Source organism: Azonexus sp., from assembly GCF_049652925.1.
Lineage (GTDB): Bacteria > Pseudomonadota > Gammaproteobacteria > Burkholderiales > Rhodocyclaceae > Azonexus.
The window spans coordinates 68,387-94,512 of record NZ_JBASFI010000016.1 but is presented as its reverse complement, the minus strand read 5'-3'; the positions used below and the strand labels follow the sequence as shown (position 1 = coordinate 94,512).

Sequence of the window (26,126 nt, the reverse complement as noted above, 5' to 3'; positions counted from 1 at the left end):
TTTTGACCCATTTTTCCGGTTGACCATAGCAAGGCCGGCTGACCGTGGAATCCCGAAATCTAGTCGCTTGGCGCTTCCCGGAATTTCTGTACGCTGGCCAAAAAGGCTTGCAGGATGGGCGAGTGATCGTCGGTCCGGTAAATGCAGCTGAGATCCACCGTGGCCGAAATCGCGTCACGAAATGGCCGGCAGACAATGCCGGGCAGGCTGATGGTGGTGGCTGACTTGGGCACGATGGTCATGCCGAATCCTCCGGCGACCAGGGCCATGCCGGTCACGGCATCACCAACCACCTGGGATATCTGCGGCGTAACGCCCATGTTTGCACAGAGCTGGATGATCCGGTCGACGAAGTTCGGCCGGGCACCGGACGGGAATAGCACCAGCGGATACTTGGCCACTTCCATGAAGGGCACTGATTCGTGTTTGCTTAGCGGGTGGTCTTCGTTGATGACCAGATAGAGCGGCTCGCGCATGATCAGTTCGGTCGTGATGTCGGGGAGCGGGGACAGCATGCGGTTGAAGCCGATGGTGATACGGCGCTGGCGCAAGGCTTCGATTTGTTCCGATTTCGACAGGGTGTGCAGCGAGACGACCACATCCGGGTTGGTGTCGCGGAAAAGCTGCAGGAGCCGCGGGATGGTACCCAGGATGCCGGTGCCGAATATGCCGATATCGAGCCGCCCGAGCTTGCCCTGACCGGCCCGTTTGGTGCGCTCGACGGCCTGTTCGACTAGGGCGCGGATATTGGTTGCCTCCTCGTAGAACATCTCGCCGGCCTGCGTCAGCTCGACGCCGCGCGGCGTGCGGATGAACAGCTGCACGCCGAGTTCTTCTTCCAGTTGCTGAATCTGGCGGGTCAGCGGTGGTTGCGAGATGCACAGCCGCAGCGCGGCGCGGCCGATGTTGAGTTCTTCGGCGACAGCGATGAAGTATTTGAGATGACGCAGGTCCATTTTCTGTTCCCCGGCAAAATTCGCGAATTGTTCAAAAAAGGTATGGCTCGGCGCCAAATCCAGTATTGGACAGTATAGCTCAGGCTTCCTAATCTGCTCTTGGCGACAAGGCAATTGCTGGCGTGACTGGTTGATAAATTTGTTCATGTTCTGAAATTAAGTTGATCAAAAGTATTCAACAAAATTTCATGGGGGTGAATCGGTTGCGTATTGATTAATTAAATCAAGGCTTTGTCGTTTTGGCACGCATCCTGCAATTAATCCTTCGATCAGAGGCATTCGCAAAACAACAGGATGTTCCTGGTAGCAATAATTTCAAGTAATTAACGAGAAAGAGGAGACAAGACGATGGCAATGACAGGTGTTTTGCGTCCAGGACATGCGCAGATTCGCGTGCTGGACCTTGAAGAAGGCGTTCGCCACTACCGTGACGTGCTGGGCCTCGTTGAAACTGGCCGCGATGCGCAGGGGCGGGTGTATCTGAAGTGCTGGGATGAACGTGACCACAGCAGCGTCATCCTGCGCGAGGCCGATCGCGCCGGTATCGATTTTTTTGCTTTCAAGGTGCTCGACAATGCGACGCTGGATAAGCTTGAAGCCGACCTGCAGGCTTACGGTGTGAGCACCGAGCGCATTCCGGCCGGCGAGTTGCTGGAAACCGGCGAGCGTGTCCGCTTCCAGATTCCGACCGGCCACTCGATTGAACTGTACGCCGAGAAAAAGGCGGTGGGCAACGGCCTTCAAGTGCAGAACCCGGCCCCATGGACCAAGGCTTCCGAAAACGGCATTGCTCCGGTTCGTCTCGATCACTGCCTGCTCTACGGTCCGAATATCGCGGCCGTCCAGAAGTTGTTCACCGAAGTGCTCGGCTTCTATCTGGTTGAGCGCGTGCTGACGCCAGACGGTGCCGGCAATGGCGCCATCTGGTTGTCTTGCTCGCACAAGGTGCACGACATCGCTTTCGTCGAGCATGCCGAGCCGGGCAAACTGCATCACCTTTCCTTCCTGCTGGAAAGCTGGGATGAAGTGCTGCGTGCGGCCGACATCATGTCCATGAACAATGTGCCGATCGATATCGGTCCGACCCGCCACGGCATCACCCGCGGCTGCACGATTTACGCCTGGGACCCGTCCGGCAATCGCTTTGAAACCTTCATGGGTGGCTATCAGCCGTATCCGGATTACGAAATGACCACTTGGACCTTTGATGGGCTGGGTAGTGGCGGTGGGCTGGATTATCCGCAGCGCAAGCTGCACGAGACTTTCCTGAGCGTCGTGACCTGAGGCCAGTTCGCTTCACCATCCCCGCGCCGCGGGGATGGTGAAGGCCGTGAATCGTTTCGAAAATACGGGAAGGAAAAACACATGCAAATCGATCTTCGCACTGTCAGCATCAAGCAGCAGCGCAATACCTTTGACCACCTGGCGCGCCGCTTCGGCGACAAGCCGGCCTCGCGCTACCAGGAAGGCAGCTACGACATCCAGGCGACCGAAAACCTGCACTACCGCCCGACCTGGGACCCCGATCAGCTCATCTACGATGCCTCGATCAGCCGCATCGTGATGGCCGACTGGTATGCGCTGAAGGATCCGCGTCAGTACTTTTACAACAACTACACGCTGGCCCGCGCCCGCCAGCAGGAAACGGCGGAAGCGAATTTCAGCTTCGTCGAAAGCCGTGGTCTGGCCGACATGTTGCCGGAAGACCTCAAGCGCGTTGCCCTCGAGGTGCTGGTGCCGCTGCGCCATACCGCCTGGGGCGCCAACATGAACAATTCCTTCATCTCGGGTTATGGCTACGCCGCCATTTTTACCCAGGCGTGCATGTTCCACGCCATGGATAACCTGGGAATCGCCCAGTACCTGTCGCGCCTCGGCTTGCTGCTCGGCGATCAGGAGGCGCTGACCGAAGGCAAGACCGCCTGGCTGGACGATGAAGCCTGGCAGCCGCTGCGTCGCTACATCGAGGATTGCCTGGTCGTGCGTGACCCGTTCGAATTGTTCGTCGCCCAGAACGTCGCACTAGACGGCCTGCTTTATCCGCTGGTCTATGAGCGCATCGTCGATGGTTACCTGTCGGCCAAGGGCGCGTCGGCCGTGGCCATGCTCTGCCAGTTCATGAACGACTGGTTCGATGAAACCCGCAAGTGGGTCGATGCCGTCATGAAAGTGGCTGCCGCCGAGTCCGAGCACAACCGCGCCATCCTGCAGGAGTGGACGGAAAAGTGGAGCGCCCGCGCCGCTGCCGCCATGCTGCCGGTTGTCGGGAAAGCCCTCGGGGCGGATGCCGAAGAGGTGGTCGGCGAAGAAGTGGCCGCCTTCAAGGCGCGCCTGAAAAAAGTCGGCGTGGAAATCTGAGGAAAAGCCATGTCGACCGTATTCATTGCCCTGCAAGCCAACGAAGACACGCGTCCGATCATCGACGCCATTGTCCAGGATAACCCAACTGCCATCGTTAATCGCCAGCCGGCCATGGTCAAGATCGACGTTCCCGGTTCGATGACCATCCGTCGCGAAACCATCGAGGAACACATTGGCCGCGCCTACGACCTGCAGGAACTGCAGATCAACCTGATCACCCTCTCCGGCAATGTCGACGAGGACGAAGACAGTTTCACCCTGCGCTGGAACAGCTAGAAGGAGACCGAAATGGACATGCAAGTTGCCAAGAAGAAACTCAGCCTGAAGGAAAAATACAAGCTGCTGACCCGTGACCTCGGCTGGGACACGACCTATCACACCAAGGACGAAGTCTTTCCCTACGTCCAGTACGAAGGCATCAAGATTCACGACTGGGACAAGTGGGAAGACCCCTTCCGCCTGACCATGGATTCGTACTGGAAATACCAGGCCGAGAAGGAGCGCAAGTTCTACGCGATCATCGACGCCCACGCCCAGAACAACGGTCACCTGAACATCACCGATGCCCGCTACCTGAGCGCCCTGAAGATATTCCTGCAGGCCATCAGCCCGGGCGAATACGCCGCCGGCAAGGGCTTTGCCCGGATGGGCCGGGAATTCCCCGGCGTCGGCACGCAGGTCGCCTGCCAGATGCAGTCGATCGACGAGATTCGCCACGCCCAGACGCAGATTCACGCGCTGTCGAACTACAACAAGTTCTACAACGGCTTCCATGCCTTTGCCGATGCGCGCGACCGCATGTGGTACTGCACGCTGCCGCGCTCCTTCTTCGACGATGCGCTGTCGTCGGGGCCGTTCGAATTCATGATCGCCATTGGTTTCAGCTTCGAATACGTGCTGACCAACCTGCTCTTCGTGCCCTTCATGTCCGGTGCCGCCTACAACGGCGACATGGCGACGGTGACCTTCGGCTTCTCGGCGCAGTCCGACGAAGCGCGGCACATGACGCTCGGCCTCGAGTGCATCAAGTTCATGCTCGAGCAGGACCCGGCCAATCTGCCGATTGTCCAGGGCTGGATCGACAAGTGGTTCTGGCGCGGCTTCCGTCTGCTCGGCGTGGTCGGTACGATGATGGACTACATGCTGCCGAAGCGCGTCATGTCCTGGCGCGAAGCCTGGAATATCTATGGCGTCGAGAACGGCGGCGCCCTGTTCCGTGATCTGGCGCGCTACGGCATTCGTCCGCCCAAGGGCTGGGACGACGCCGAGAAGGGTATCGATCACATGTCGCACCAGTTCATGCTGGCGCTGTATCAATACAACTTCGGCACGGCTTTCCACAGCTGGATTCCGTCCGAGGACGAAATGGTCTGGCTGTCAAAAAAATACCCGGACACCTTCGACAAGTACTACCGGCCGCGCTGGGCACACCTGAGCAAGCTCAAGGCCGCCGGCACGCCGTTCGCCAACATGGGCCTGGCCAAGCTGTGCCAGACCTGCCAGATCCCGACCGTGTTCACCGAGCCGGATGATCCGACCTCGCTGTGCCAGCGCGAAACCGAATACAAGGGCGAGAAATACCACTTCTGTTCGGATGGCTGCCAGCACATATTCGAGAACGAGCCGGAAAAATACATCCAGGCCTGGCTGCCCATGCAGCAGCTTTTCCAGGTGCCGATCAACGGCGATCTGGGCGCGTGGATGAACTGGGTCAGCCTGATTCCCGGCAAGGACAACGGCGACTTCGACGGTTCGGAGGACGAACGCAATTTCGCAGCCTGGCGCCAGCAGGCGACGAGCAATCAGTGAATATCGGGAGAGATAAATGGCATTGACTTCAACCAAGCCCTACGTCGGCGTGCCGCGCGACGTGGTGGCAAACTTCAATGGCAAGCAGATTGTTTATGTTTGCTGGGATCACCATATGTTGTTCGCGACGCCGTTGATGCTTGTTGTCGAACCGGGGATGAGCTTTGGCGATCTGTTGGAGAACGTCGTCAAGCCGTTGATCGGGCCGGATCCGGATGCGGCGGTGGTTGATCTGAGCTCTGTTGAGTGGCAGAAGGCCGGCCAGTCGTGGAAGCCTGATCTGGCTGCCAGTTTGGCGGGGAATGGGATTGTTCATAAGGAGCAGCTGCGTTTCAGCACGCCGGGGCTGAATTCCCTGCTAGCGGCTTGATTGGCATGGGGTTCCGCCTTGCTGGCGGGCGTACTTTCTTTTGCTTCGCCAAAAGAAAGTAGCCAAAGAAAAGGCGACCCCAGGGTCGGCGCCCTACGGGTACCTTGCGCTACTCTGCGGTGCTAAACTCGCCTGCGGCTCAGACAACGCAAGCCGACTGCCCCCGGCCCGCCTGCGTTGCTCAGCGCCTCTCATGGGGACCCCAAAGGCGTCCGTACTCGACCGTCTTGCCGAAAAAGCAGACTTCCACGGTCAACCGGAAAAAACGGCCAAAAATGAAATTCGCCGGAGGCGCTTCCTTTCCCAAATCCCGTCATTCCCGCGCAGGCGGGAGTCCAGACCACCGCTGGATTCCCGCCTGCGCGGGAATGACGGCACCCAGTTTCAGCCCGGATCATTTTACCGGGCCCCTTGAGAGGTGCCGAGCAACCCAGGGGCCGGCGGGAAAAGGGTGAGGACTGTCTGAGGACGAAGCCCGAGTTCCGCAGCCCCCGCCAGACCCGAGTAGCGCAGGGAACCGGCGCAGCCGGCACCGACCCAGGGTCGCCTTCTTTTTGCTTGGCGGTCTCAAACATCAAGTGCAACACCGGTTGGGATGTTGGTATTTTTCTTGGCGAAGCAAGAAAAAGTGAGACGCCCCGCAAGGGCGGAACCCCAAGCCAAAACCAACCCCGGTCCCACGGTCAACCCGAAATTTCGCCCAAATTCAAAGGATACCTAGCCGGTATCAATCATCCAGAAACAAGGTATTGGACGGTATCAGCACCCCACCCCTAGACTCATTTCCATTCGGCCATGCCCGATGACCAAACAATATTCCTGTTCGCCGCGACGGCGGGCAGTCAAGCAAGGAGATGCCGTGCAACTGATCAAGAATTTCATTAACGGTGAATTTGTCGAGGGAACGGGAGGGAAGGTTTTTTACAAGCGGTCACCGCTCGATAACAAAGTCATCGCGCAGGTTTCCGAGGCCGGCAAGGCCGAAGTCGATGCCGCCGTGCGCGCCGCCCATGCCGCCCGCAATGGCGTGTGGGGTGGCCTGACCACCGACCAGCGCGTCGATCTCCTTTACGGCGTGGCCGACGAAATCACCCGCCGCTTTGAGGACTTCGTCGCGGCCGAAATGGGTGATACCGGCCAGCCGAACCACGTCATGCGCCATGTCTTCATCCCGCGCGGTGCGGCCAACTTCAAGGTCTTCGCCGACGTCGTCAAGAACGTGCCGAGCGAGTCCTTCCAGATGGCGACGCCGGATGGTGCTGGTGCGCTGAACTACGCCATCCGTGTCCCGAAAGGCGTCGTCGGCGTCATTTCGCCGTGGAACGCGCCTTTCCTGCTCATGACATGGAAAGTCGGCCCGGCGCTGGCCTGCGGCAACACCGTCGTCGTCAAACCGTCCGAAGAAACGCCGCTGACCACCACGCTGCTCGGCGAAGTGATGAACACCGTCGGCATTCCGAAGGGCGTCTTCAACGTGATTCATGGCTTTGGGCCGAATTCGGCCGGTGAATTTCTGACCCAGCATCCGCTTGTCGATGCCATCACTTTCACCGGCGAAACGCGCACCGGCACGGCGATCATGAAGGCTGCTGCCGAAGGCATGCGCGATGTGTCTTTCGAACTGGGCGGCAAGAATGCCGGCATCGTTTTCGCCGATGCCGACTTCGATGCGGCGGTCGACGGCATTTTCCGCTCGGCTTTCCTCAATTCCGGGCAGGTTTGCCTCGGTACCGAGCGCGTCTATGTCGAGCGGCCGATCTTCGACAAGTTCGTTCAGGCGCTCAAAGTCAAGGCCGAAGCCGTCAAGTTCGGCCGTCCGGACGACAAGAATGCCAACTACGGCCCGCTGATCAGCGCCGAGCACAAGCAGAAGGTCATGTCCTACTACGCCAAGGCGGCGGCAGAAGGCGCCACGGTGGTAACCGGTGGCGGCGTGCCGACCATGCCGGCCGATCTGGCCAATGGCCACTGGGTGCAGCCGACCATCTGGACCGGCCTGCCCGAAACGGCCTCCGTCGTCCGTGAGGAGGTTTTCGGCCCGTGCTGTCACATCAGCCCCTTCGATAGCGAAGACGAAGTGATCAACAAGGCCAACGACAACGACTACGGCTTGTCGACGACGATCTGGACGACCAACCTGGCCCGCGCCCACCGCGTCGCGGCGCGTATTGAAGTCGGCATCACGTGGATCAACAGCTGGTTCCTGCGCGATCTGCGCACGGCCTTCGGCGGTTCGAAGCAATCCGGTATCGGCCGGGAGGGCGGCGTCCATTCGCTCGAGTTCTACACCGAAACCCGCAACATCTGCGTGAAGCTCTGAGGCCAAAAATGGACCAACAAAAAATCACCGCCTACGGCGACGAGCTTTACGATGCCTGGCTCGCCTGCCGCCCGGTGCGCCCGCTGCTCGAACGCGAGCCGGATATCACGATTGAAGACGCCTACCAGATCCAGGAACGTTTCGTCGCCCGCCGCGTGCAGGCCGGCGAAACGATCATCGGCAAGAAGATCGGTGCAACGAGCAAGCCGGTGCAGGATTTCCTCGGCGTCTATCAGCCCGATTTCGGCATGCTGCTCTCCGGCATGGTCTATCAGGAAGGCGACACCATCGATCTCGCCACGCTGATCCAGCCCAAGGCCGAGGCCGAGCTGGCTTTTGTTCTCAAGGCAGACCTCAAGGGCCCGGGCATCACGGCGATGGACGTCATCCGCGCCACCGACTACGTGCTGCCCTGTTTCGAGATCGTCGATTCGCGCATCACCGACTGGAAGATCAAGATTCAGGACACCGTCGCCGACAACGCTTCCTGCGGCGTCTATGTGCTGGGAAAGACCAGGGGCGATCCACGCAAGCTGGACATCACGCTGGCCGGCATGGTGCTGGAGAAGAACGGCGAACTGTTCTCGACCGGCGTCGGCGCTGCCGTGCAAGGCTCGCCGGCCAATGCCGTCGCCTGGCTGGCCAATACGCTCGGTGAACTGGGCATTCCGTTCAAGGCAGGCGAAGTGATCCTTTCCGGTTCGCAATCGGCCCTCGTGCCGGTCGTCGATGGCGACGAGCTGGTGTGCACGGTGGGCGGTCTCGGCACCTGCTCGGTCAAGTTTTCCGGAAGGAGCAAAGCATGAGCATGAATGTCACCCTCGGCCGCGAGGACATCGTGCGCCTGTGCGAGCGCGTCGAAGGCGCCCAGACCCGTGCTTACGCCATTCCCAAGCTGACCGACGAATACCCGAACATGACCATCGGCGATGGCTACGCCGTGCAGCTTGAGCTGCGCCGCCGCTTCCTCGCCGCCGGTCACAGGCAGGTTGGCTGGAAGGCTGGCCTGACCTCGAAGGCAAAGATGATCCAGATGGGCGTCAATGTGCCGTCAATCGGCTTCCTGACCGACCGCATGGCGCGTCCGGAAAACTCGGCGATCAAGACTTCCGATCTGGTGCACCCACGCGTCGAATGTGAAGTCGCCTTCGTCATGAAGAAAACCCTGAAAGGCCCGAACTGCACGCGGCAGGATGTGCTGGACGCCACCGATTACGTGCTGCCGGCCGTCGAAATCATCGACTCGCGCTTCTCTGGCTTCAAGTTCGATCTGGAGAGCGTCGTCGCCGACAACGGTTCTTCAGCGCGCTTCGTTGGCGGTGGTCGTGCCCGTTATCCGGCCGATATCGACCTGCGTACCCTAGGCGTCGTCATGGAGAAGAACGGCGAGATCGTTACCCTGGGCGCTTCGGCAGCCGTCCTCGGCCATCCGGCTGAAGCCATCGCCATGCTGGTCAATATCCTCGCCGAATTGGGCGAGGAATTGCCGGCCGGCAGCTTCGTGATGAGCGGCGGCATAACCGAAGCCATTCCGGTAAAGCCGGGCGACAGCATCGTGGCGCGCTTCCAGGAACTGGGCAGCGTATCGATGCGGTTCATTGAATAAATAAAAACAGGAGGAGACACGGATGCCAATCATAGAAATGCATCTCATGCAGGGGCGCACCAATGAGCAAAAACGCGCCGTGGCCGAAGCTGTGGCAGAGGCCGTGACGCGCACGCTGGGCGTGGGGCCGGAGCAGGTTCGCCTGCTCATCACCGAGCACAGCAGCGAAGAATTCTCGGTCGGCGGCGTGACGGCCGGGCGCAAGCAGGAACTGGCTGTAATGCAGGCCGCAATGCAGGCCGCAACATCGGCCAAAAAATCGTAGTTTTTGGAGAGCAACAAGATGAAAAAAATCAGATGCGCGCTGATCGGTTCCGGCAACATTGGCACCGACCTGATCTACAAGATCCAGCGCAGCCCCTTCCTCGAGCCGGTCTGGATGGTCGGTATCGACCCGGAATCCGAAGGCCTTGCCCGCGCCCGCGACATGGGCCTGAAAGCTACGGCAGCCGGCGTCGACGGCCTGCTGCCGCACGTGATGGAAGACAACATCCAGATCGCCTTCGATGCGACCAGCGCTTATGTCCATGCCGAGAATTCGCGCAAGCTGAACGAGCTGGGCGTCATGATGATCGACCTGACGCCGGCCGCCATCGGCCCCCTGTGCGTGCCGCCGGTCAACCTCAAGGCGCATGCCGAAAAGGTCGAGATGAACGTGAACATGATTTCGTGTGCCGGGCAGGCGACGATTCCCATCGTCTTTGCCGTGTCGCGCATTCAGGCCGTGGGTTACGGCGAAATCGTCGCCAGCCTGGCCTCGAAATCGATTGGCCCGGGCACCCGCGCCAATCTCGATGAATTCACCTACACCACCTCGAATGCCATCGAAGTCGTTGGCGGTGCGCGCAAGGGCAAGGCGCTGGCCATCATCAACCCGGCCGAGCCGCCGATGATGATGCGCAACACCATTTCCTGCCTGACCGACGACGAGCCGGATCAGGCAAAGATCACCGAATCCGTGCTCGAAATGATCAAGGAGGTGCAGAAATACGTGCCGGGCTACCGGCTGGTCAATGGGCCGCTGTTCGACGGCAAGCGCGTCACGGTTTTCATGGAAGTCGCTGGCCTCGGCGATTACCTGCCCAAGTACGCCGGCAATCTCGACATCATGACCGCCTCCGCGACCCGCACGGCCGAAATGTTCGCCCAGGAAATCATCGCTGGCACCATCCAGCTCAAGTCACCGGAGGTCGCGTAATGAGCGCTGATCAAAACCTCAAGGGTCGCAAGATCATCATCCACGACATGTCCCTGCGCGACGGAATGCACGCCAAGCGCGAGCAGATGAGCGTCGAGCAGATGGTCACCATCGCCACGGCGCTCGACGAGGCCGGCGTGCCGATGATCCAGGTCACGCACGGCGCCGGCATGGGCGGCAACTCCTTGCAGCACGGCTTTGCGCCGCACAGCAACGAGGAATACATCACGGCCGTGGCGTCGCGGATGAAGCAGGCCGTGGTGTCGGTCCTGCTCATTCCCGGCCTCGGCACGATGAAGGAACTCAAGTCAGCCTACGACTGCGGCGCCCGCAGCGTGCACGTCGCCACCCACTGTACCGAAGCCGATACCTCGCCGCAGCACATCGCCTTCGCCCGCAAGCTCGGCATGGACACCACCGGCTTCCTGATGATGGCTCACCTCAATACGCCGGAAGGTCTGGCCCAGCAGGGCAAGCTCATGGAATCCTACGGGGCGCAGACGGTGTACATCACCGACTCGGCCGGCTACATGTTGCCGGCTGACGTCAAGGCGCGGGTCGCGGCCTTGCGCGCTGTGCTCAAGCCGGAAACCGAAATCGGCTTCCATGGCCACCACAACATGGGTATGGGCATCGCCAATTCCATCGCCGCCATCGAGGAGGGCGCCAGCCGTATCGATGCTTCGGTGGCTGGTCTGGGTGCTGGCGCCGGCAATACCCCTTTGGAAGTGTTTGCCGCGGTGTGCGAGCGGATGGGCATCGAAACGGGTTGCGATCTGTTCAAGTTGATGGACATGGCCGAAGACATCATCGTGCCGATGATGGATCACATGGTTCGTGTTGATCGTTCGTCGCTGACGCTGGGTTTTGCCGGTGTTTACTCGACTTTCCTGCTCCATGCCAAGCGGGCTGCCGAGCGTTTCGGTGTGCCGTCGCGTGACATCCTGGTCGAACTGGGGCGCAAGAAAATGATTGGCGGTCAGGAGGACATGATCGTCGATACGGCGATGACTATGGCCAAGGAACGTGGGCTGCTCAAGGATGCTGCGGCCTGATCTGGCGCGGCAGTCGTCGATACGGGAATGGCTGCGGCCATTCCCGATTGTTTGAATCAGGAGTGGTGAGCAATGGCTGAAACAAAGGAATGGGTCGTCGTCGTTGGTGCCACCGGTGCTTTCGGCTCGGTCATGGTCGAACGCTTTCTCGCCCGCGGGCTGGGCGTGCTCGCCGTGGCGCGCAGTGCGTCGTCGCTGGCCGAACTGGCCGCGAAGCATCCGGGGCTGGTGCCCTGTGCAGCCGACATTTCTGATGATGCCGCCATCGAGGTCATCAGGGCGGCGCTGCCTGGCCCGGTGCGCATGGTTGTGCACGGCCCTGGCGTAGCCGTGGGCGGCGGCGTGCTGACCATTGCCACTCAGGCCATGATCGACGCGGTCAATATCAAGGTCGGTGGTTTTCTGCGGCTGGTTCGTGCGGTCGACGGGAATTTATTGCCCAATTCGAGATTGGTCGCCATCGGCGGCCACTATGGTTTCGAGCCAACGGCTTATGCCGCTGCAGCCGGGGTCGGCAATGCCGCGCTGGTCAATGTCGTGCGCCAGATGAGCCTGGCCTACGGGGCGCGCGGCATCACGGCCCACCTCGTCGCGCCCGGCCCGGCCGATACCGAACGCTTGCGCCGAGTGGCGGCCGATCGAGCGAAGATGATGGGTGCGACGGTTGAAGCCGTCATGGACAGCATGCGCGCCGAGTCGTCGATTGGCGCTTTTACCGAACCGGGGCAGGTCGCCTGGGCGCTCGAAATGTTGCTGGCGCCGGAGGCTTCGGCAATGACCGGTTCATCCCTGATGCTCGATTCCGGCCGTCGCCACGGTCTACCGTAAAAAAGGGCCAAAATCAAAATGCCGATTCTCAATTTCCATCTGGTCCAGGGGCAGCACGCAGCAGTTCAGATCGAAACCCTGCTGCTCAAGGCCAGTGCGCTGTTTGCGGAAGTACTGGCCTGCCCGATTGACCGCGTCCGGGTATTCGTCACCGAACACCCGCCCCAGCATGCCTGCATCGGTGGCCAACTGGTCAACCGACGCGCGCAGGTCGCGCCGTATTTTTCCTTCATCGTGCTCGAAGGGAGATCCCAAGCGGATCGCCAGCGCCTGCTCGCCGGCTTCACCGATCTCGTCGTCGACATTCTCGGCGCGCCGCGTGCCAATGTTCGCGGTGGCATCGTGCCGGTCGCGCCGTCGGACTGGAGCATCGGCGGCTCGCTGGCCAGCGAGTTGCGCCAGGCCGAAATCGAAGCCCGATTGTCGGGAACGTCTGCTCCATATTGACGATCTGACACCCACCGCCGTTCAACCAAGGAGACGACATGAAGCTTTATTACGCCACTGGAGCCTGCTCCCTTTCCCCGCATATCGTGCTGAGCGAACTTGGTTTGCCCTATGATCTGATCAAGGTTGATCTGGGCACCCACCTGACCGCCGACGGCCAGGATTACTCCGCGATCAACCCCAAGGGCTACGTGCCGGCCCTGCAACTCGACGACGACCAACTGCTCACCGAAGGCCCGGCCATCGTCCAGTATCTGGCCGACCAGAAGCCATCTGCCGGCTTGCTGCCGCCGGCCGGAACGTTGGAACGGGCTCGCGTCCAGGAGTGGCTGACCTTCATCGGCACGGAAATCCACAAGAACTTCAGCCCGCTGTTCAATCCGAATGCTTCCGCCGACTGGAAGGCTGCGGCGAAGGCCAATATCGAGCGGCGTTTTGGTTTTGTCGAAAAGGCGCTTGCCGGTCGCGATTATCTGACCGGGGCCAATTTCTGCGTGGCCGATGCTTACCTGTTTACGGTTGTTAACTGGACCAAGGTCGTCAAAATCGATCTGGCGCCGTGGCCGACGCTGGCTGCGTTTCATCAGCGGGTTATGGCGCGGCCGGCGGTGCAGGCGGCATTGCGGGAGGAGGGGCTGATTTAATTGGCTTGGGGTTCCGCCCTGTTGGCGGGCGTACTTTTTCTTGCTTCGCCAAGAAAAAGTAGCCAAAAAGAAGGCGACCCCGGGGTCGGCGCCGGCTTTGCCGGTCCCTTGCGCTACTCGGAACGCCGGGCGGCTGGCTAAACTCGCCTGCGGCTCAGACAACGCCAGCCGATGGCCCCCGGCCTTCCTGCGTTGCTCAGCGCCTTCCACGGGGACCCAAAAAGCGTCCGGGCTCGACTGTTTTTGCGAGGAAAATAGGCTTCCACGGTCAACCGGAAAAAACGGCCAAAAATGAAATCTGCCATTCGGGCACTCAAGCTAAATCACGGGTCGTTTCACCGGGCCCCTTGAGAGGTGCCGAGCAACGCAGGGGCTGGCGGATAAAGGGCGAGGACTGTCTGAGGGCGAAGCCCGAGTTCCGCAGCCCCCGCCAGCCCCGAGTAGCGCAGGGAACCGGCGCAGCCGGCACCGACCCAGGGTCGCCTTCTTCTTTGGCTACTTTCTTCTTGGCGAAGCAAGAAGAAAGTACGCCCGCCAGCAAGGCGGAAACCCAAGCCCATTAAACGGACAACTGCGTAGCAATCAGCAAGCAAGATAGCAGCAGCTACCCTTTTTCCCCCGCCGGATGCGCCACCTTCCGGCCAGAGAGCCGATAAGCCACCCGCGCCCGCGTCGTGCCAAGAATTTTCGCCGCCCCGGAGACATTGCCCTGCGCCAGATGCAGGGCCTGCCCGATGACGTCTTCCTCCAGACTATCCAGTGAAAGCGCCCCCGAGGCGAGCGCTTCCCGCAGCAGTGACGACAGGTTCGGGGCACCGGTCGGCTGTTCCGGTGGGCTTACTGCAGCTTCCATCCGGGCCTGTTCGCCCCGGATGTTCTCGCCGCTGGTGAACAGATGCGAGATGTCTATGCCGCCATCTTCCGGCGCCAGAATGACGCCGCGTTCGATCAGGTTCTCCAGCTCGCGGATATTGCCCGGCCACGAGTAAAACAGCAGCGCCTCGAGCGCCGCTTCGGTGAAGCCCGTCACCTTGCGTTTGTGCAGGGCGCAGTAGCGGTTGAGGAAGTGTTCGACGAGCAGCAGGATGTCCTCCTTGCGCTCGCGCAGCGGCGGGATATTGACCGGGAAGACATTCAGCCGATAAAACAGGTCGTCGCGGAATTTGCCGGCCTCGACGAGATCACGCAGGTTTTCGTTGGTCGCGGCCACGACGCGCACATCGACCTTGCGTACCCGCGTGTCGCCAATGCGCTCGATTTCGCCTTCCTGCAGCGCTCGCAGCAGCTTGCCCTGGGCGACCAGGCTCAGCGTGCCGATTTCGTCGAGGAACAGGGTGCCGCCATCAGCCCGTTCGAAGCGTCCGGGGCGCGACTGGCTGGCGCCGCTGAAGCCGCCTTTTTCGACGCCGAAAAGCTCCGATTCGATCAGTTGTTCGGGAATGGCGGCGCAGTTGATGGCGATGAAGGGTTGTTCGGCGCGGTCGCTGATGTTGTGCAGGGTGCGCGCGAACTGCTCCTTGCCGACGCCACTTTCACCAAGAAAAAGTACAGTGGCTTTTGTCGGCGCAACGCGCTGGATCATGTGGCAGACGGTATTGAAGCCCGAGGAAACGCCGACCAGATCGATCTTGTCGCTGACTTCGCTGGCACCGGCAGCGCTCCGCGGGAAGGAGAATTTCTTGTGACTCGGACTCTGGACGAAATCCTGCGCCTGCAGATAGCGGAAATCGGCGTCCGGGTCATCCCACTGGTCCAGTGCCTTGCCGACAATCTTGCAGGTCGGGAAGCCCATGGCCTTGCACTCGACTTCGCGGACAAGCATCTGACGACCGAGGAAACTGCTCAGGTAGCCGTTGGCATAGCCCTGTTGCAGCCAGCAAACCGGGGCATTGCCGACGCCGTAGGTGGCAATGTGCTGCTCGGCCTCGGCCGAGTTGTGCCAGATGAATTCACCGTAGAAATGGCCGGCTTCGATATCGACATCCAGCGCCAGCGTTTCGACCGAGACGAAGCCTTCCAGTGCGTGCATTTGCGGGCCGACGGCAAAGGCGTCGAAATCGTTGCTGTCCGGGCGGATGCGACGGACCATCTCGGCATCCCGCGTGCCGGACTGGTAGCCCATGCGAGTGATCAGCCCGCGTGCCTTCTCGATGCCGACCGTTTCGATCAGCTCACGGCGGATGGCGCCGAGCGACGAGTTGTGGAGCAGCACCATGCGCCGATCGTCGAACCAGACTTCGCCCTTGCCCGGGACGAAACGCAGGCGCGCGGCGAGGTCTTCGATGTCAGGGAGTCGGTGTTTGTCGTGGGCGCCCGGTCGCAGCAGGCGAATGCCCTTGTCCGGAGTCGATTTATGGCCGTTGTCCATGCGGGTTCCTTCAGTGCGCTCGCCATCGGGAGATTCGATGCGCTGATTATCGCGCGCGTGGATCAATAATTGGCGGCGCTTTTGCCGCCCGGTTCCGGCCGGTATTCCTGGCGGAGATTGGTGGTGGCAGCGGCCAGCAGCAACGCATCGACGCCCACCGCAATGAAGCGGGCGCCGGCCTCGAAGTAGCGTTGAACGATCGCCTTGTCGCCACACAGGACACCGCCGCTCTTGCCGGCAGCACAGGCCTTTTGCAAGCCGGTTTCGATGGCCTGGACAATGCTCGGATGGTTCGACTGGCCAAGCAGACCATACGAAGCGGCAAGATCGGCGGCGCCGAAAAAGATGCCGTCGACGCCGTCGACCGCAAGAATCTCGTCAAGATTGTCGTAACCGAGCTTGGTTTCAACCTGCAGCAACAGGCACATCTGCTCGTTGGCCTGGGCGCTGTAATCCTGAATTCGACCCCAACGCGAGGCACGGGCCAGGGCTGCGCCAACGCCGCGGATGCCTTCCGGCGGATAGCGCATGGCGCGGACCAGTCCGGCGGCTTGCTCCGCTGTTTCAACCATCGGGATGAGCAGGGTCTGAACGCCGGTTTCGAGCAATTGTTTGATCAGCACATGGTCGCCCTGTGGCGGGCGAACGATGGCGTGCGACGGATAGGGCTCGATGGCCTGGAGTTGGGCCAGAATGCTGCGCAGATCGTTCGGACCGTGCTCGCCGTCGATGAGCAGCCAGTCGAATCCGGCGCCGGCACAGATTTCGGCACTGAAGGTTTCGCTCAAGCCGAGCCACAGACCGAGCAGGGTTTCGCTATTGCGCAGATCGGTTTTGAAGTTGTTGCGAGGTATGTCCATGACGGGATAGGGTTCCGTTGTTTAGTGTCGCCTCGTCGCCAAGCTATCGCTTGTATTCAAGGAAATGGCTTGGCCTTGCCGAGCGGCTATTTTTCAAAGTGAATCACTATGTCGGTAGTGATACATGCTGTCCAATACGAATGCATGACGAGATCAATACCGGTACGGTATGTTCGGGAAAATCAAGCCTGATCGCTTCAAGCCGTTCAGGTGACTCTGCGTTTTTTGTGAAGAACGAAGTAGGCAGAAATGCCGATGAATGCCCCCTAGAAAGCCGATCCGAGGCTGAGAAAGGTCATCCCCGAGGCGGTGACCAGGAAGGTGATGATCGATGCTTCACGGTGATCGGCTTCGTTTATCTCCCCCATCAGATTCGCCATGATCGTGCCAATCAGCGCCAGGCCGGCAAGGACTGCGACGAAAGCTTTGGGGAGTACCGCGAAAAGTTGAACGATGTTGCCGGCCGACTTGAAGGCGTTGACGCCGAACGGAAATAGAATTCCGGCCATCATTCCGTAGGCGATGCCGCGTGGGATATGGCGCATCAGCTTGTCAAAATAGCTGGATAGTCCAATAGCCAAGATGATGAGGGCTGCATCAGATATGCACCGACAGCCTCGCCAAGCGTATTGGCGGGGAAGAGGATACTGTTCAAGGGCAAGGATATTACCGGCCTGACGGCAGCCCAGTGCTCGCTGGTCGGCATTGGCCGCAGCTATCAGCGGACCAACATTGTTCCGAAATTTACGGTGCAGGAGAACGTTCGCCTCGCCGCGCAATCGCGTAAGCAGTAGGCCTGGCGCATTTTCAGCAAGGCGCAGGAACAGCAATGGGCACTCGACTAGGCGAGCGCCTGCATCAAGGAGACCGGTCTCGGCAAGAAGGTGGACTGGATTTCCGACGTGCTCAGCCACGGCGAGCAGCGTCAGCTTGAAATCGCCATGGTGCTCACCACCGATGCCGAAGTGATGCTGCTCGACGAGCCGCTGGCCGGCATGGGTTCGGACGAGTCGGCCAAGATGGTCGAGGTCCTGAAGCGCCTCAAGCCGACGCGCGCCATCCTGCTAGTCGAACATGACATGGACGCCGTGTTCGCGGTAGCCGATACCATTACCGTGATGGTCAACGGTCAGGTTATGGAGTCCGGCCCGCTGGCCCAGATCAAGGCCAGCGTGGCCGTTCAGCAAGCCTATCAGGGATGGGAAGACAGCCTCCATGTCTAACATGTGATTGCCAATGGCCTACCCGTTGGCGTTTCAGCATCATCGTCGGCTAGCAGCCCTTGCTGACGGCCGTTGGTGCAGCGACGCTACTTTCCGAACGCATCGTGGCACGGCAGTGGCTGGGTCTGGCGCTCGGCTTTGCGGTACGCTGCTTGTGGTGTCGGCTCGTGTAAGCGGTGGTTTTGGCCTGGTTGGCCTTCCTGAAGCTTTTGGTGCCTTGTTCGGAATCACTGCAGGGACGCTCTACCAGAAACGGTTTTGCCCCAGCTTCGACTACCGCACAGGTGCCATCATCCAGTTCGTGCCGGCTGCTGCGGTAACGGGGCTGGCCATGTTGTTCTATGAAGATTTCCGGGTCGAGTGGAATACCCAGTTCATTCTGGCGCTGAGCTGGTTGTGCATCATCTTGTCCCTCGGGGCGGTCGGCTTGCTTAACTTCCTCATACGAACTGGAACGGCGACCAACGTGGCCAGCCTGTTCTATCTGGTGCCTCCGTGTACCGCTGTGATTGCCTGGCTGGCTTTCGATGAGGCTCTGAGCGGGTTGGTGATGCTGGGTATGGCGCTGGCTGTCAGCGGGGTTTATCTTTCACAGTCAGAGGCATTGAAAAGGTAAGGAAATGGACGAAAGCACTGTGTTTGGCTGGCATGACCAGTTTTTGCTCGGGCATGCCGAGATGGACGAAACGCATAAGGAGTTCGTAGAGCTGGTGAATGCCTTGTTGACGCTCAGCGATGACAAACTGCCCTCCGCATTGGCAGCCTTTTCAGCCCATGCCGAAGCGCATTTCGCGCAAGAAAACGATTGGATGGAAAAGAACGATTTCCCGCCACGAGACTGCCATATCGACGAGCACAACAAGGTGCTGGCTTCGGTACATCAAGTGCAGCAACAACTGGCTCAAGGTGACGTGGCGATTGTTCGCGACTTGGCAAAAGCCTTAATGGACTGGTTTCCGGCCCATGCCGACTATCTTGATTCGGCCTTGGCAACCTGGCTGGTCAAGCGAACCCATGCGGGGGCTCCGCTGGTTTTGCGGCGAAACCCGGTCAAGACCTGAAATAGCTAATCGGCTGATGGGCAAAAGGGGTTTAATACTCCTCGGGTATTTATTTCGGCATAAATACGTATTGGACAGTATGGTCTTGGCCCGACATAGTTCTTCTGTTCGGGGCTGTTCGCCTTCCGGCTTGTATTGATTATTCCGACCCATCCATGCGGGTCTTGTTTTTGCTAATGATTTGTTTATTCGAACTCCCCAGGTCTGAAATCCATGAAAAAAATCCGTAGCATTCTTGTCGCCAACCGCAGTGAAATCGCCATCCGCGTGCTGCGTGCGGCCTCCGAGCTGGGTATTCGTACTGTCGCGATTTACTCCAACGAAGACCGCTTCGCCTTGCACCGTTTTAAGGCGGACGAGTCCTATTTGGTGGGCGCCGGCAAAAAACCGATCCAGGCCTATCTCGATATCGACGACATCATCCGTATCGCCAAAGAAGCCGGGGTTGACGCAATTCACCCAGGCTACGGATTCCTCTCGGAGAACCCGGATTTCGCGGACGCCTGTTTTGCCGCGGGCATCGCCTTTATCGGCCCGTGCGGCGACGTGATGCGCCAGCTTGGCAACAAGGTTGCTGCCCGCAATCTCGCCATGCGGGCCGGAGTCCCGGTCGTCCCGGCAACCCCGGCGCTGCCCCTTGATCTCTACGCCGCCAAGGAATTGGCCGATGCTGTCGGCTACCCGCTGATGCTCAAAGCCAGCTGGGGCGGTGGCGGACGCGGCATGCGTGTCGTCGAGAATGCGGATGAGCTGCCCGGCGCGCTGGATGTGGCTCGGCGCGAAGCCAAGGCGGCCTTTGGCAATGACGAGGTCTATCTCGAAAAACTCGTGCGTCGCGCCCGCCACGTCGAGGTCCAGGTACTTGGCGACCGCCATGGCGAACTGGTCCATCTCTTCGAGCGCGACTGCACCGTGCAGCGGCGCAATCAAAAGGTCGTCGAACGCGCTCCGGCGCCGTATCTCGACGAAACCACCCGCCAGGCCCTGTGCGCATCGGCCCTACAGCTGGCCCGCGCCGCCGACTACACCCATGCCGGTACAGTCGAGTTCCTGATGGATGCGGATACCGGCAAGTTCTACTTCATCGAGGTCAATCCGCGTATCCAGGTTGAACATACGGTGACCGAGCAGATCACCGGCGTCGATATCGTCAAGGCACAGATTCGTGTCACCGAAGGCTATCGCATCGGGGACGAGGAGTCCTTCATTCCCAAACAGCCCGACATCCGCATGTCCGGCCACGCCCTGCAATGCCGCGTTACCACTGAAGATCCGGAAAACGCCTTCACCCCCGACTACGGCAAGATCGCCGTCTATCGTAGTGCGGCCGGCTTCGGCATCCGTCTCGACGCCGGCACCGCCTATTCCGGCGCTGTCATCACACCGTTCTACGACTCGCTGCTCGTCAAGGTCACCGCCTGGGGCCATAGCAGCGACGAAGCGGCGCTGCGCATGGACCGGGCGCTGCGCGAATTCCGGGTTCGTGGCCTGGCCACCAATCTGCAGTTCCTCGAGAACGTCATTGCCCACCCGCTGTTCCGCAATGGTGCATGCACAACACGCTTCATCGATGAGACGCCGGAACTCTTCAACTTCGTCAAGCGCCGTGACCGGGCCAGCCGCCTGGTCAAATTCCTCGGCAGCGTCATGGTCAACGGCAATCCTGAAATGAAGGGGCGTAAGCTGCCGCCTTTGCCGCTGGCGCGCCCGATCAAGCCGACCTTCGACCTCGGCGCGCCGATCCCGGCCGGTACCCGCGACAAGCTCAAGGAGCTCGGGGCCAAAGGCTTCTCTGACTGGATGAAGGCCCAGCCGCAGGTGCTGCTCACCGACACCTCGATGCGCGATGCTCACCAGTCTTTGGTCGCCACCCGCATGCGGACGCACGACATGCTCGGCATCGCCCCGTACTACGCCCGCATGGCACCCGATCTGTTCTCCATGGAATGCTGGGGTGGCGCGACTTTCGACGTGGCCCTGCGCTTCCTCAAGGAAGATCCGTGGGAACGCCTGCAGCGCCTGCGTCAGGTGGTACCCAATATTCTCTTCCAGATGCTGTTGCGCTCGTCCAATGCCGTCGGCTACACCAATTACAGCGACAACGTCGTGCGCTATTTCGTGCAGCAGGCAGCAACGAACGGCATCGATGTCTTCCGTGTCTTCGATTCCCTGAACTGGGTCGACAACATGCGCGTCGCGATGGATGCCGTCGTCGAGAGCGGTGCGCTATGCGAAGGAACGTTGTGTTACACGGGCGATCTGTTCGACAGCAATCGGCCGAAATTCAACCTAGCCTACTACGTCAATCTGGCCAAGCAACTCGAAAAGGCAGGTGCCCACATCATTGGCATCAAGGACATGGCCGGCGTGTGCAAACCGCGGGCGATCACCGCCCTGGTCAAGGCACTGAAGGACGAGGTCGGCCTGCCGCTGCATTTCCACACCCATGACACCAGCGGCATTGCTGCGGCGTCGGTGCTGGCAGCGGTTGAAGCAGGGTGCGACGCGGTCGATGGCGCGCTCGATGCCCTGAGCGGCCTGACCTCGCAACCCAATCTCGGCTCAATCGCAGCCGCCCTCAAGGGAAGCGATCGCGATCCCGGCGTCGATCTTGGCAACCTGCAAGGGCTGTCCCACTACTGGGAAGGTGTGCGCCACTACTACGCACCCTTCGAACCTGAAATACGCTCCGGCACCTCCGACGTCTACAACCATGAGATGCCCGGCGGCCAATACACCAATCTGCGCGAGCAGGCGCGGGCAATGGGCCTCGAGCATCGCTGGCCCGAGATATCCAAGGCTTATGCAGAGGTCAATCGCCTGTTTGGCGACATCGTCAAGGTGACACCGACTTCCAAGGTCGTCGGTGACATGGCGATTTTTATGGTGGCCAACGACCTGAAGCCGGAAGATGTTGCTGATCCGGAAAAAGACATTTCCTTCCCGGAGTCGGTCATTTCCCTTTTCAAGGGCGAACTGGGCTTCCCGCCGGAAGGCTTCCCCAAAGCCCTGGAAGCCAAAGTCCTCAAGGGTGAAAAGCCGCTGGCCGGTCGGGCCGGGGACTTCATGGCCCCGGTCGATCTCGACGCCAAGCGCAAGGAGCTGGAGCACGCCATCGGCCGTCACCCGAGCGATAGCGATCTGGCTTCCTACCTGATGTACCCCAAGGTCTTCCGGGATTACGCCGAGCATCGCCGGGAGTTCGGTGACGTCTCCCTGCTGCCCACGTCACCGTTCTTCTACGGCCTGCAGGACCGCGAAGAGATCGCCATCGACATCGACAAGGGCAAGGCTCTGGTGGTTCGCCAGACCGGTCGCGCCGATGCGCCGGACGAGGAGGGACGGATCAAGATCTTCTTTGAATTGAACGGTCAGCCGCGCACGGTGCGCATCCCCAAGGCCGGGCTGGAGGGGGCCAGCAAGGCCAGGGTCAAGGCGGATGCCAGCAATGCCAATCAGGTCGGCGCCCCGATGCCGGGCATGGTGGTGACGGTGGCTGTCAAGACCGGCCAGAAAGTGGCAAAGGGCGCTCCCTTGCTATCCATTGAAGCGATGAAGATGGAAACCATGCTTAGTGCCGAGCGGGACATCGTTATCAAGGCTATCCACGTCAAACCCGGTGATGTCATTGCGGCAAAGGACTTGATGGTTGAGTACATGTAAGTTGCGCCAATGAACCCGCTTGACTCGATATCATGGGTTCTTTACCTCGCCAAGCCAGAGGGCATGTTCATCGTAGGCAGCAGGTTGCTTGCTTTGAACATGCACGAATCACGACTGAACCATTTTTCGGGCTGGACTCGAATGACTTGCTGTTGGCTTTTCAACTGTTCGGTCAGGACTTAGTCGGTCAATGCGTTAGCCTGGACTTTAGCCATTCAGGATATGACGAGTCGAAGCGCTGATAATCAACCGCGGATGGAGTCCGGGAGTTTGTCCTCGATCAGCTTCAACAAGGGAGCGAAAACCTTGGGAGTGCCTGCTACCAGATTGCCACTTTCCAGATAGGTAGCATCGCCGCGCAGGTCGCTGACGAGGCCGCCAGCCTCCGAGATCAGCAGGGCTCCTGCCGCCATATCCCACGGCGAAAGACCGAATTCCCAGAAGCCGTCGTACCGGCCGCAGGCAACATAGGCGAGATCAAGCGAGGCAGCGCCGGGGCGGCGCTGACCGGCAGTTTTCTGGGCCAGTTCCTTGAAGATTGCGATGTAGGTGTCAATGTGATCGAACATCCGGTACGGGAAGCCAGTACCGATCAGTGAATCCTGCAGCTTGGTACGCTTCGAGACGCGGATGCGTCGTTCGTTCAGGAAGGCGCCTGCGCCTTTGCTGGCGGTAAACAGTTCGTTGCGATTGGGGTCAAAAACGACTGCTTGCTCAACCAGACCACCCTTTGCCAAGGCGATGGAGACTGCATATTGCGGCATGCCATGGATGAAGTTGGTGGTGCCATCCAGCGGGTCGATGATCCACTGGTACTCTGCCTCGTTGCTGCCCTTGCCGGCGGTCTCGCCAGACTCCTCTGCTAGAATGCCGTAGCTCGGATAGGCTTCCATCAGGACTTCAATGATCGCGGCTTCGGCGGCCTTGTCGACTTCGGTAACAAAGTCGTTGGGCTGCTTTGCGGTGACTTTGAGCAGGTCCAGGTCGTTGGAGGCGCGATTGATGATCTGGCCAGCACGGCGCGCTGCCTTGATGGCGATATTCAGAGTTGGATGCATGAGCTTAAAGAGCTTACGGGTGGCCGAGGCCGCCCGATTTATATTGGAAAGATCGAATTTTACACCATGAACCCTGAAGTCCTGCTTTCACGTATCAGAGTGGTGCTGTGTCGAACCAGTCATCCTGGCAATATCGGTGCGGCAGCGCGCGCGATGAAGACAATGGGCCTGTCGAATCTCTATCTGGTTGAGCCGAAACAGTTTCCGGATCCGGAAGCTGATGCCCGGGCGACTTCTGCGGTCGACGTGCTGAAAAAGGCAAAAATCACTTCGTCGCTTGAAGAGGCGCTGGTTGGGGCCTCGTTTGTTGTGGCGCTGTCGGCGCGTCAGCGCGACATCGGGCCGGCGATCGGGGCTCCGCGTGAAACAGTGGCGCGTCTGATCGCTGAAGCAGGGCAGGGCGAGGTGGCGCTGGTTTTCGGCAATGAAACGGTTGGTCTGAGCAATGATGAAATCCTGCATTGCCATTCTGCAGTGACAATACCAACCAACCCGGAGTTCAGTTCGCTCAACTTGGGGTCGGCCGTTCAGGTCCTAAGTTATGAGTGCAGGATGGCTGCCTTTGCCGAGCAGCCTCCTGCGCTGGAGCAAGGAGTTACCCCATTTTCCTCACCTGCAGCTACCCATGACGAGGTGGAAGGGCTGTATTCGCATTTGGAAACGGTAATGACCGAGACCGGCTTTTTCAATCCGGCGCAGCCCGGGCGTTTGTTGCCAAAGTTGCGCCGCTTGTTCGGGCGGGTTCGCCTCGAAAAGGACGAAATCAATATCCTGCGCGGTGTTCTGGCCTCCACCCAGGTAAAAACCGGGCACGGCCGCAAGAGCTAAACGGGCTCAGGCAAAGGAGCTGCGCATCTCCGTAGCCAGCGCATCAATTTCAGGGCGCAGGTGGCCGTATTTTTCTTCCAGCAGGGTCATTTCCGAAGGCATCTCCGGCTGGTCCTGCATCAACCATTCGAAGTGTCCGCCGCTGAGCATATTTGCGACGTAAATGATGTCCGAAAGATTGCGGATGGTCGTCGGTGTCGGCCGCATATGATCATGGTCGATAGTTGCCTCGACAATTTCCTCAGGTAAACCCAAGGCATTGAGTAGCGACACACCAATACTTTCGTGCCACTGGATGATCAAGTACTTGACGCTGTCGGGGCGATGGCGAAGTTCTTCGTACTGTGTGGCGCGATAAAGCATGTAGAAAGCGCCGAGATCGTGGATCAGCCCAGCCAGCATGGCTTCGTCCGGATTTTGTCGAGTCATCCGGCGTGCAAGAATATTGGCTGCCGCAGCACTATTGATCGAATGCTCCCACAGAGAGTGCGTAATCTCGGAGAATTCGGCCATTCCCTTGGCGCGCATTAGCTGAGTCATGACAATCGACAGTGATGCCGTGCGCACTGCATTGAGACCCAGTCTGGCAATGGCTGATTTCAGATCAACGAGTGTGCGTCCATCCGGATTGAAGGCGACGGAATTCGCCAAATGGAGGAGCTTGGCCGAAATCAGAGGTTCGACCGCAACGGCGCGGGCAATATTGGCAATACTTTGCTCCGGGTCGTGCAGTACTTTACGCAGACGGAGAACAGCGTCGAAATAGGTCGGGAAAACAACTTCGCCAGAGAGCTCCTGGGCAATGTCGGCGAGCATCTGGAAGCGTTGCGACTTGAGCGCATCGCCTTTTTTGTCCTGATCGTTATCTGAACTGGCAATCATCATGGCCGTATTATTCAACAAAAACCCCACCTTGTGGGCGGGGTTCTGGTGTCGTTTTCTGGCTTCTGGTGGGTGCTGAGGGGCTCGAATCCCCCGGCATTCCTTGTAAGGGCGAGGCTCCACCAACCGAGCTAAGTACCCTGCCTATCTGCGCGGAAAATTACTGACTTCACCTAGCCGTGCGTCAGCACTGTCTGAAATTTGTCTACGTGGTTTCGCGCCGATAAAACAAATTAGTTGCAGGCGTCTTTCAGACCCTTGCCGGCGCGGAATTTCGGCGACTTGGCAGCCTTGATTTCCAGCGTCTTGCCGGTGCGCGGGTTGCGGCCGGTGCGGGCGGCACGTTCGCCGACGTAGAAAGTGCCGAAACCAATCAGGTTTACAGTATCGCCAGCCTTGAGGGCGCCTTTGATGGTTTCAACGGCAGCATCCAGCGCGCGGCCGGCGGCAGCTTTGGAAATATCGGCTTGAGTAGCGATGGCGTCGATCAGTTCAGTCTTATTCATTTACGTCCCCTAATGGATGGATTTGGAGTGGTGAAAACTTTGCGAGGACGGATTTATATATCTGGCGAAATCCTTGTGTCAAG

25 protein-coding genes and 1 pseudogene are annotated in these 26,126 nt (G+C 59.7%); 19 read left to right on the top strand and 7 right to left on the bottom strand.

The annotated features are described in order from the left end of the window. Nucleotides 1–59: 59 nt before the first annotated feature. Nucleotides 60–956, bottom strand: a complete 897-nt coding sequence (locus tag WBK19_RS08285; RefSeq protein WP_511288677.1) for a LysR family transcriptional regulator — start codon at nucleotides 954–956, stop codon at nucleotides 60–62. 348 nt (nucleotides 957–1,304) lie between these two features. Here WBK19_RS08285 and WBK19_RS08280 point away from each other — a divergent pair, with 348 nt between their 5' ends. The 14 genes from WBK19_RS08280 (at nucleotide 1,305) to gstA (ending at nucleotide 13,594) form a co-directional block, all read left to right on the top strand. Beyond that, nucleotides 1,305–2,240: a catechol 2,3-dioxygenase gene (locus WBK19_RS08280; RefSeq protein ID WP_511288675.1), complete on the top strand. Its 936-nt coding sequence runs from the start codon at nucleotides 1,305–1,307 to the stop codon at nucleotides 2,238–2,240. A gap of 81 nt (nucleotides 2,241–2,321) precedes the next feature. Continuing rightward, nucleotides 2,322–3,314: an aromatic/alkene monooxygenase hydroxylase subunit beta gene (locus WBK19_RS08275; RefSeq protein WP_511288673.1), complete on the top strand. Its 993-nt coding sequence runs from the start codon at nucleotides 2,322–2,324 to the stop codon at nucleotides 3,312–3,314. 9 nt (nucleotides 3,315–3,323) lie between these two features. Further along, a complete protein-coding gene (locus tag WBK19_RS08270; protein ID WP_511288672.1) occupies nucleotides 3,324–3,593 on the top strand; it encodes an MmoB/DmpM family protein in 270 nt (89 codons plus the stop codon). A gap of 12 nt (nucleotides 3,594–3,605) precedes the next feature. Then, complete coding sequence (locus WBK19_RS08265) at nucleotides 3,606–5,126, top strand: aromatic/alkene/methane monooxygenase hydroxylase/oxygenase subunit alpha (protein ID WP_511288670.1); 1,521 nt, start codon at nucleotides 3,606–3,608, stop codon at nucleotides 5,124–5,126. Between the two features lie 16 nt (nucleotides 5,127–5,142). Continuing rightward, nucleotides 5,143–5,496 carry a phenol hydroxylase subunit P4 gene (locus WBK19_RS08260; protein WP_511288668.1) on the top strand — a complete coding sequence of 118 codons (354 nt, stop codon included), beginning with the start codon at nucleotides 5,143–5,145 and terminating at the stop codon, nucleotides 5,494–5,496. 859 nt (nucleotides 5,497–6,355) lie between these two features. After that, nucleotides 6,356–7,816: a 2-hydroxymuconic semialdehyde dehydrogenase gene (locus WBK19_RS08255; protein ID WP_511288666.1), complete on the top strand. Its 1,461-nt coding sequence runs from the start codon at nucleotides 6,356–6,358 to the stop codon at nucleotides 7,814–7,816. 8 nt (nucleotides 7,817–7,824) lie between these two features. Then, entirely contained in the window at nucleotides 7,825–8,622 is a 798-nt protein-coding gene (gene dmpE / locus WBK19_RS08250) for a 2-oxopent-4-enoate hydratase (protein ID WP_511288664.1), read from the top strand. Beyond that, nucleotides 8,619–9,422, top strand: coding sequence for a 2-oxo-3-hexenedioate decarboxylase (dmpH, locus tag WBK19_RS08245; protein WP_511288662.1), 804 nt, complete (start codon nucleotides 8,619–8,621; stop codon nucleotides 9,420–9,422). The genes dmpE and dmpH overlap by 4 nt, the downstream gene beginning before the upstream one ends. Before the next feature lie 22 nt (nucleotides 9,423–9,444). Continuing rightward, on the top strand, nucleotides 9,445–9,687 hold the full coding sequence (locus tag WBK19_RS08240) for a tautomerase family protein (protein ID WP_511288660.1): 243 nt from the start codon (nucleotides 9,445–9,447) through the stop codon (nucleotides 9,685–9,687). 18 nt (nucleotides 9,688–9,705) lie between these two features. Continuing rightward, the gene (locus WBK19_RS08235; protein ID WP_511288658.1) at nucleotides 9,706–10,620 is read left to right on the top strand and encodes an acetaldehyde dehydrogenase (acetylating); all 915 of its coding nucleotides are present in this window, start codon (nucleotides 9,706–9,708) and stop codon (nucleotides 10,618–10,620) included. Further along, the gene (dmpG, locus tag WBK19_RS08230; RefSeq protein WP_511288656.1) at nucleotides 10,620–11,675 is read left to right on the top strand and encodes a 4-hydroxy-2-oxovalerate aldolase; all 1,056 of its coding nucleotides are present in this window, start codon (nucleotides 10,620–10,622) and stop codon (nucleotides 11,673–11,675) included. Before WBK19_RS08235 ends, dmpG begins: the two co-directional genes overlap by 1 nt. A gap of 72 nt (nucleotides 11,676–11,747) precedes the next feature. Continuing rightward, a complete protein-coding gene (locus tag WBK19_RS08225) occupies nucleotides 11,748–12,503 on the top strand; it encodes an SDR family oxidoreductase (protein ID WP_511288654.1) in 756 nt (251 codons plus the stop codon). Between the two features lie 18 nt (nucleotides 12,504–12,521). Beyond that, complete coding sequence (locus WBK19_RS08220; RefSeq protein WP_511288652.1) at nucleotides 12,522–12,950, top strand: tautomerase family protein; 429 nt, start codon at nucleotides 12,522–12,524, stop codon at nucleotides 12,948–12,950. 38 nt (nucleotides 12,951–12,988) lie between these two features. Beyond that, nucleotides 12,989–13,594 (top strand): glutathione transferase GstA, encoded by a 606-nt coding sequence (gene gstA, locus WBK19_RS08215; protein WP_511288650.1) that lies wholly within the window; start codon nucleotides 12,989–12,991, stop codon nucleotides 13,592–13,594. Between the two features lie 604 nt (nucleotides 13,595–14,198). On the opposite strand, the gene WBK19_RS08210 is transcribed toward gstA, so the two are convergent. The 3 genes from WBK19_RS08210 to WBK19_RS08200 form a co-directional block, all read right to left on the bottom strand. Continuing rightward, entirely contained in the window at nucleotides 14,199–15,962 is a 1,764-nt protein-coding gene (locus WBK19_RS08210; RefSeq protein ID WP_511288649.1) for a sigma 54-interacting transcriptional regulator, read from the bottom strand. Nucleotides 15,963–16,024: 62 nt separating this feature from the next. Next, the gene (locus WBK19_RS08205; protein WP_511288647.1) at nucleotides 16,025–16,822 is read right to left on the bottom strand and encodes an aldolase/citrate lyase family protein; all 798 of its coding nucleotides are present in this window, start codon (nucleotides 16,820–16,822) and stop codon (nucleotides 16,025–16,027) included. A 266-nt stretch (nucleotides 16,823–17,088) separates the two neighbouring features. Next, nucleotides 17,089–17,406 (bottom strand): benzoate/H(+) symporter BenE family transporter, encoded by a 318-nt coding sequence (locus WBK19_RS08200; protein ID WP_511288693.1) that lies wholly within the window; start codon nucleotides 17,404–17,406, stop codon nucleotides 17,089–17,091. A gap of 57 nt (nucleotides 17,407–17,463) precedes the next feature. On the opposite strand from WBK19_RS08200, the pseudogene WBK19_RS08195 reads away from it, so the two are divergent. The 4 genes and pseudogenes from WBK19_RS08195 to WBK19_RS08180 form a co-directional block, all read left to right on the top strand. Further along, a pseudogene (locus WBK19_RS08195) lies at nucleotides 17,464–18,045 on the top strand (ABC transporter ATP-binding protein); the annotation flags it as partial. 13 nt (nucleotides 18,046–18,058) lie between these two features. Further along, a complete protein-coding gene (locus WBK19_RS08190; RefSeq protein ID WP_511288645.1) occupies nucleotides 18,059–18,661 on the top strand; it encodes a DMT family transporter in 603 nt (200 codons plus the stop codon). Between the two features lie 4 nt (nucleotides 18,662–18,665). Then, the gene (locus tag WBK19_RS08185; RefSeq protein WP_511288643.1) at nucleotides 18,666–19,106 is read left to right on the top strand and encodes a bacteriohemerythrin; all 441 of its coding nucleotides are present in this window, start codon (nucleotides 18,666–18,668) and stop codon (nucleotides 19,104–19,106) included. A gap of 213 nt (nucleotides 19,107–19,319) precedes the next feature. Further along, complete coding sequence (locus WBK19_RS08180; RefSeq protein ID WP_511288641.1) at nucleotides 19,320–22,769, top strand: pyruvate carboxylase; 3,450 nt, start codon at nucleotides 19,320–19,322, stop codon at nucleotides 22,767–22,769. Between the two features lie 245 nt (nucleotides 22,770–23,014). On the opposite strand, the gene WBK19_RS08175 is transcribed toward WBK19_RS08180, so the two are convergent. Then, nucleotides 23,015–23,827: an inositol monophosphatase family protein gene (locus WBK19_RS08175; RefSeq protein ID WP_511288639.1), complete on the bottom strand. Its 813-nt coding sequence runs from the start codon at nucleotides 23,825–23,827 to the stop codon at nucleotides 23,015–23,017. 66 nt (nucleotides 23,828–23,893) lie between these two features. On the opposite strand from WBK19_RS08175, the gene WBK19_RS08170 reads away from it, so the two are divergent. Next, entirely contained in the window at nucleotides 23,894–24,655 is a 762-nt protein-coding gene (locus WBK19_RS08170; protein ID WP_511288691.1) for an RNA methyltransferase, read from the top strand. A 6-nt stretch (nucleotides 24,656–24,661) separates the two neighbouring features. On the opposite strand, the gene WBK19_RS08165 is transcribed toward WBK19_RS08170, so the two are convergent. Together WBK19_RS08165 and WBK19_RS08160 are read right to left on the bottom strand one after the other, a co-directional pair. Further along, complete coding sequence (locus WBK19_RS08165; RefSeq protein WP_511288637.1) at nucleotides 24,662–25,567, bottom strand: HDOD domain-containing protein; 906 nt, start codon at nucleotides 25,565–25,567, stop codon at nucleotides 24,662–24,664. 203 nt (nucleotides 25,568–25,770) lie between these two features. Continuing rightward, complete coding sequence (locus tag WBK19_RS08160; RefSeq protein WP_226495604.1) at nucleotides 25,771–26,043, bottom strand: HU family DNA-binding protein; 273 nt, start codon at nucleotides 26,041–26,043, stop codon at nucleotides 25,771–25,773. Between the last annotated feature and the right edge of the window lie 83 nt (nucleotides 26,044–26,126).

Coding starts and splice junctions, on each gene's coding strand:
- WBK19_RS08285 (WP_511288677.1), bottom strand. CDS start 956: ATGGACCTGCGTCATCTCAAATACTTCATCGCTGTCGCCGAAGAACTC.
- WBK19_RS08280 (WP_511288675.1), top strand. CDS start 1,305: ATGGCAATGACAGGTGTTTTGCGTCCAGGACATGCGCAGATTCGCGTG.
- WBK19_RS08275 (WP_511288673.1), top strand. CDS start 2,322: ATGCAAATCGATCTTCGCACTGTCAGCATCAAGCAGCAGCGCAATACC.
- WBK19_RS08270 (WP_511288672.1), top strand. CDS start 3,324: ATGTCGACCGTATTCATTGCCCTGCAAGCCAACGAAGACACGCGTCCG.
- WBK19_RS08265 (WP_511288670.1), top strand. CDS start 3,606: ATGGACATGCAAGTTGCCAAGAAGAAACTCAGCCTGAAGGAAAAATAC.
- WBK19_RS08260 (WP_511288668.1), top strand. CDS start 5,143: ATGGCATTGACTTCAACCAAGCCCTACGTCGGCGTGCCGCGCGACGTG.
- dmpE (WP_511288664.1), top strand. CDS start 7,825: ATGGACCAACAAAAAATCACCGCCTACGGCGACGAGCTTTACGATGCC.
- dmpH (WP_511288662.1), top strand. CDS start 8,619: ATGAGCATGAATGTCACCCTCGGCCGCGAGGACATCGTGCGCCTGTGC.
- WBK19_RS08240 (WP_511288660.1), top strand. CDS start 9,445: ATGCCAATCATAGAAATGCATCTCATGCAGGGGCGCACCAATGAGCAA.
- WBK19_RS08235 (WP_511288658.1), top strand. CDS start 9,706: ATGAAAAAAATCAGATGCGCGCTGATCGGTTCCGGCAACATTGGCACC.
- dmpG (WP_511288656.1), top strand. CDS start 10,620: ATGAGCGCTGATCAAAACCTCAAGGGTCGCAAGATCATCATCCACGAC.
- WBK19_RS08225 (WP_511288654.1), top strand. CDS start 11,748: ATGGCTGAAACAAAGGAATGGGTCGTCGTCGTTGGTGCCACCGGTGCT.
- WBK19_RS08220 (WP_511288652.1), top strand. CDS start 12,522: ATGCCGATTCTCAATTTCCATCTGGTCCAGGGGCAGCACGCAGCAGTT.
- gstA (WP_511288650.1), top strand. CDS start 12,989: ATGAAGCTTTATTACGCCACTGGAGCCTGCTCCCTTTCCCCGCATATC.
- WBK19_RS08210 (WP_511288649.1), bottom strand. CDS start 15,962: ATGGACAACGGCCATAAATCGACTCCGGACAAGGGCATTCGCCTGCTG.
- WBK19_RS08205 (WP_511288647.1), bottom strand. CDS start 16,822: ATGGACATACCTCGCAACAACTTCAAAACCGATCTGCGCAATAGCGAA.
- WBK19_RS08190 (WP_511288645.1), top strand. CDS start 18,059: ATGGCCTACCCGTTGGCGTTTCAGCATCATCGTCGGCTAGCAGCCCTT.
- WBK19_RS08185 (WP_511288643.1), top strand. CDS start 18,666: ATGGACGAAAGCACTGTGTTTGGCTGGCATGACCAGTTTTTGCTCGGG.
- WBK19_RS08180 (WP_511288641.1), top strand. CDS start 19,320: ATGAAAAAAATCCGTAGCATTCTTGTCGCCAACCGCAGTGAAATCGCC.
- WBK19_RS08175 (WP_511288639.1), bottom strand. CDS start 23,827: ATGCATCCAACTCTGAATATCGCCATCAAGGCAGCGCGCCGTGCTGGC.
- WBK19_RS08170 (WP_511288691.1), top strand. CDS start 23,894: ATGAACCCTGAAGTCCTGCTTTCACGTATCAGAGTGGTGCTGTGTCGA.
- WBK19_RS08160 (WP_226495604.1), bottom strand. CDS start 26,043: ATGAATAAGACTGAACTGATCGACGCCATCGCTACTCAAGCCGATATT.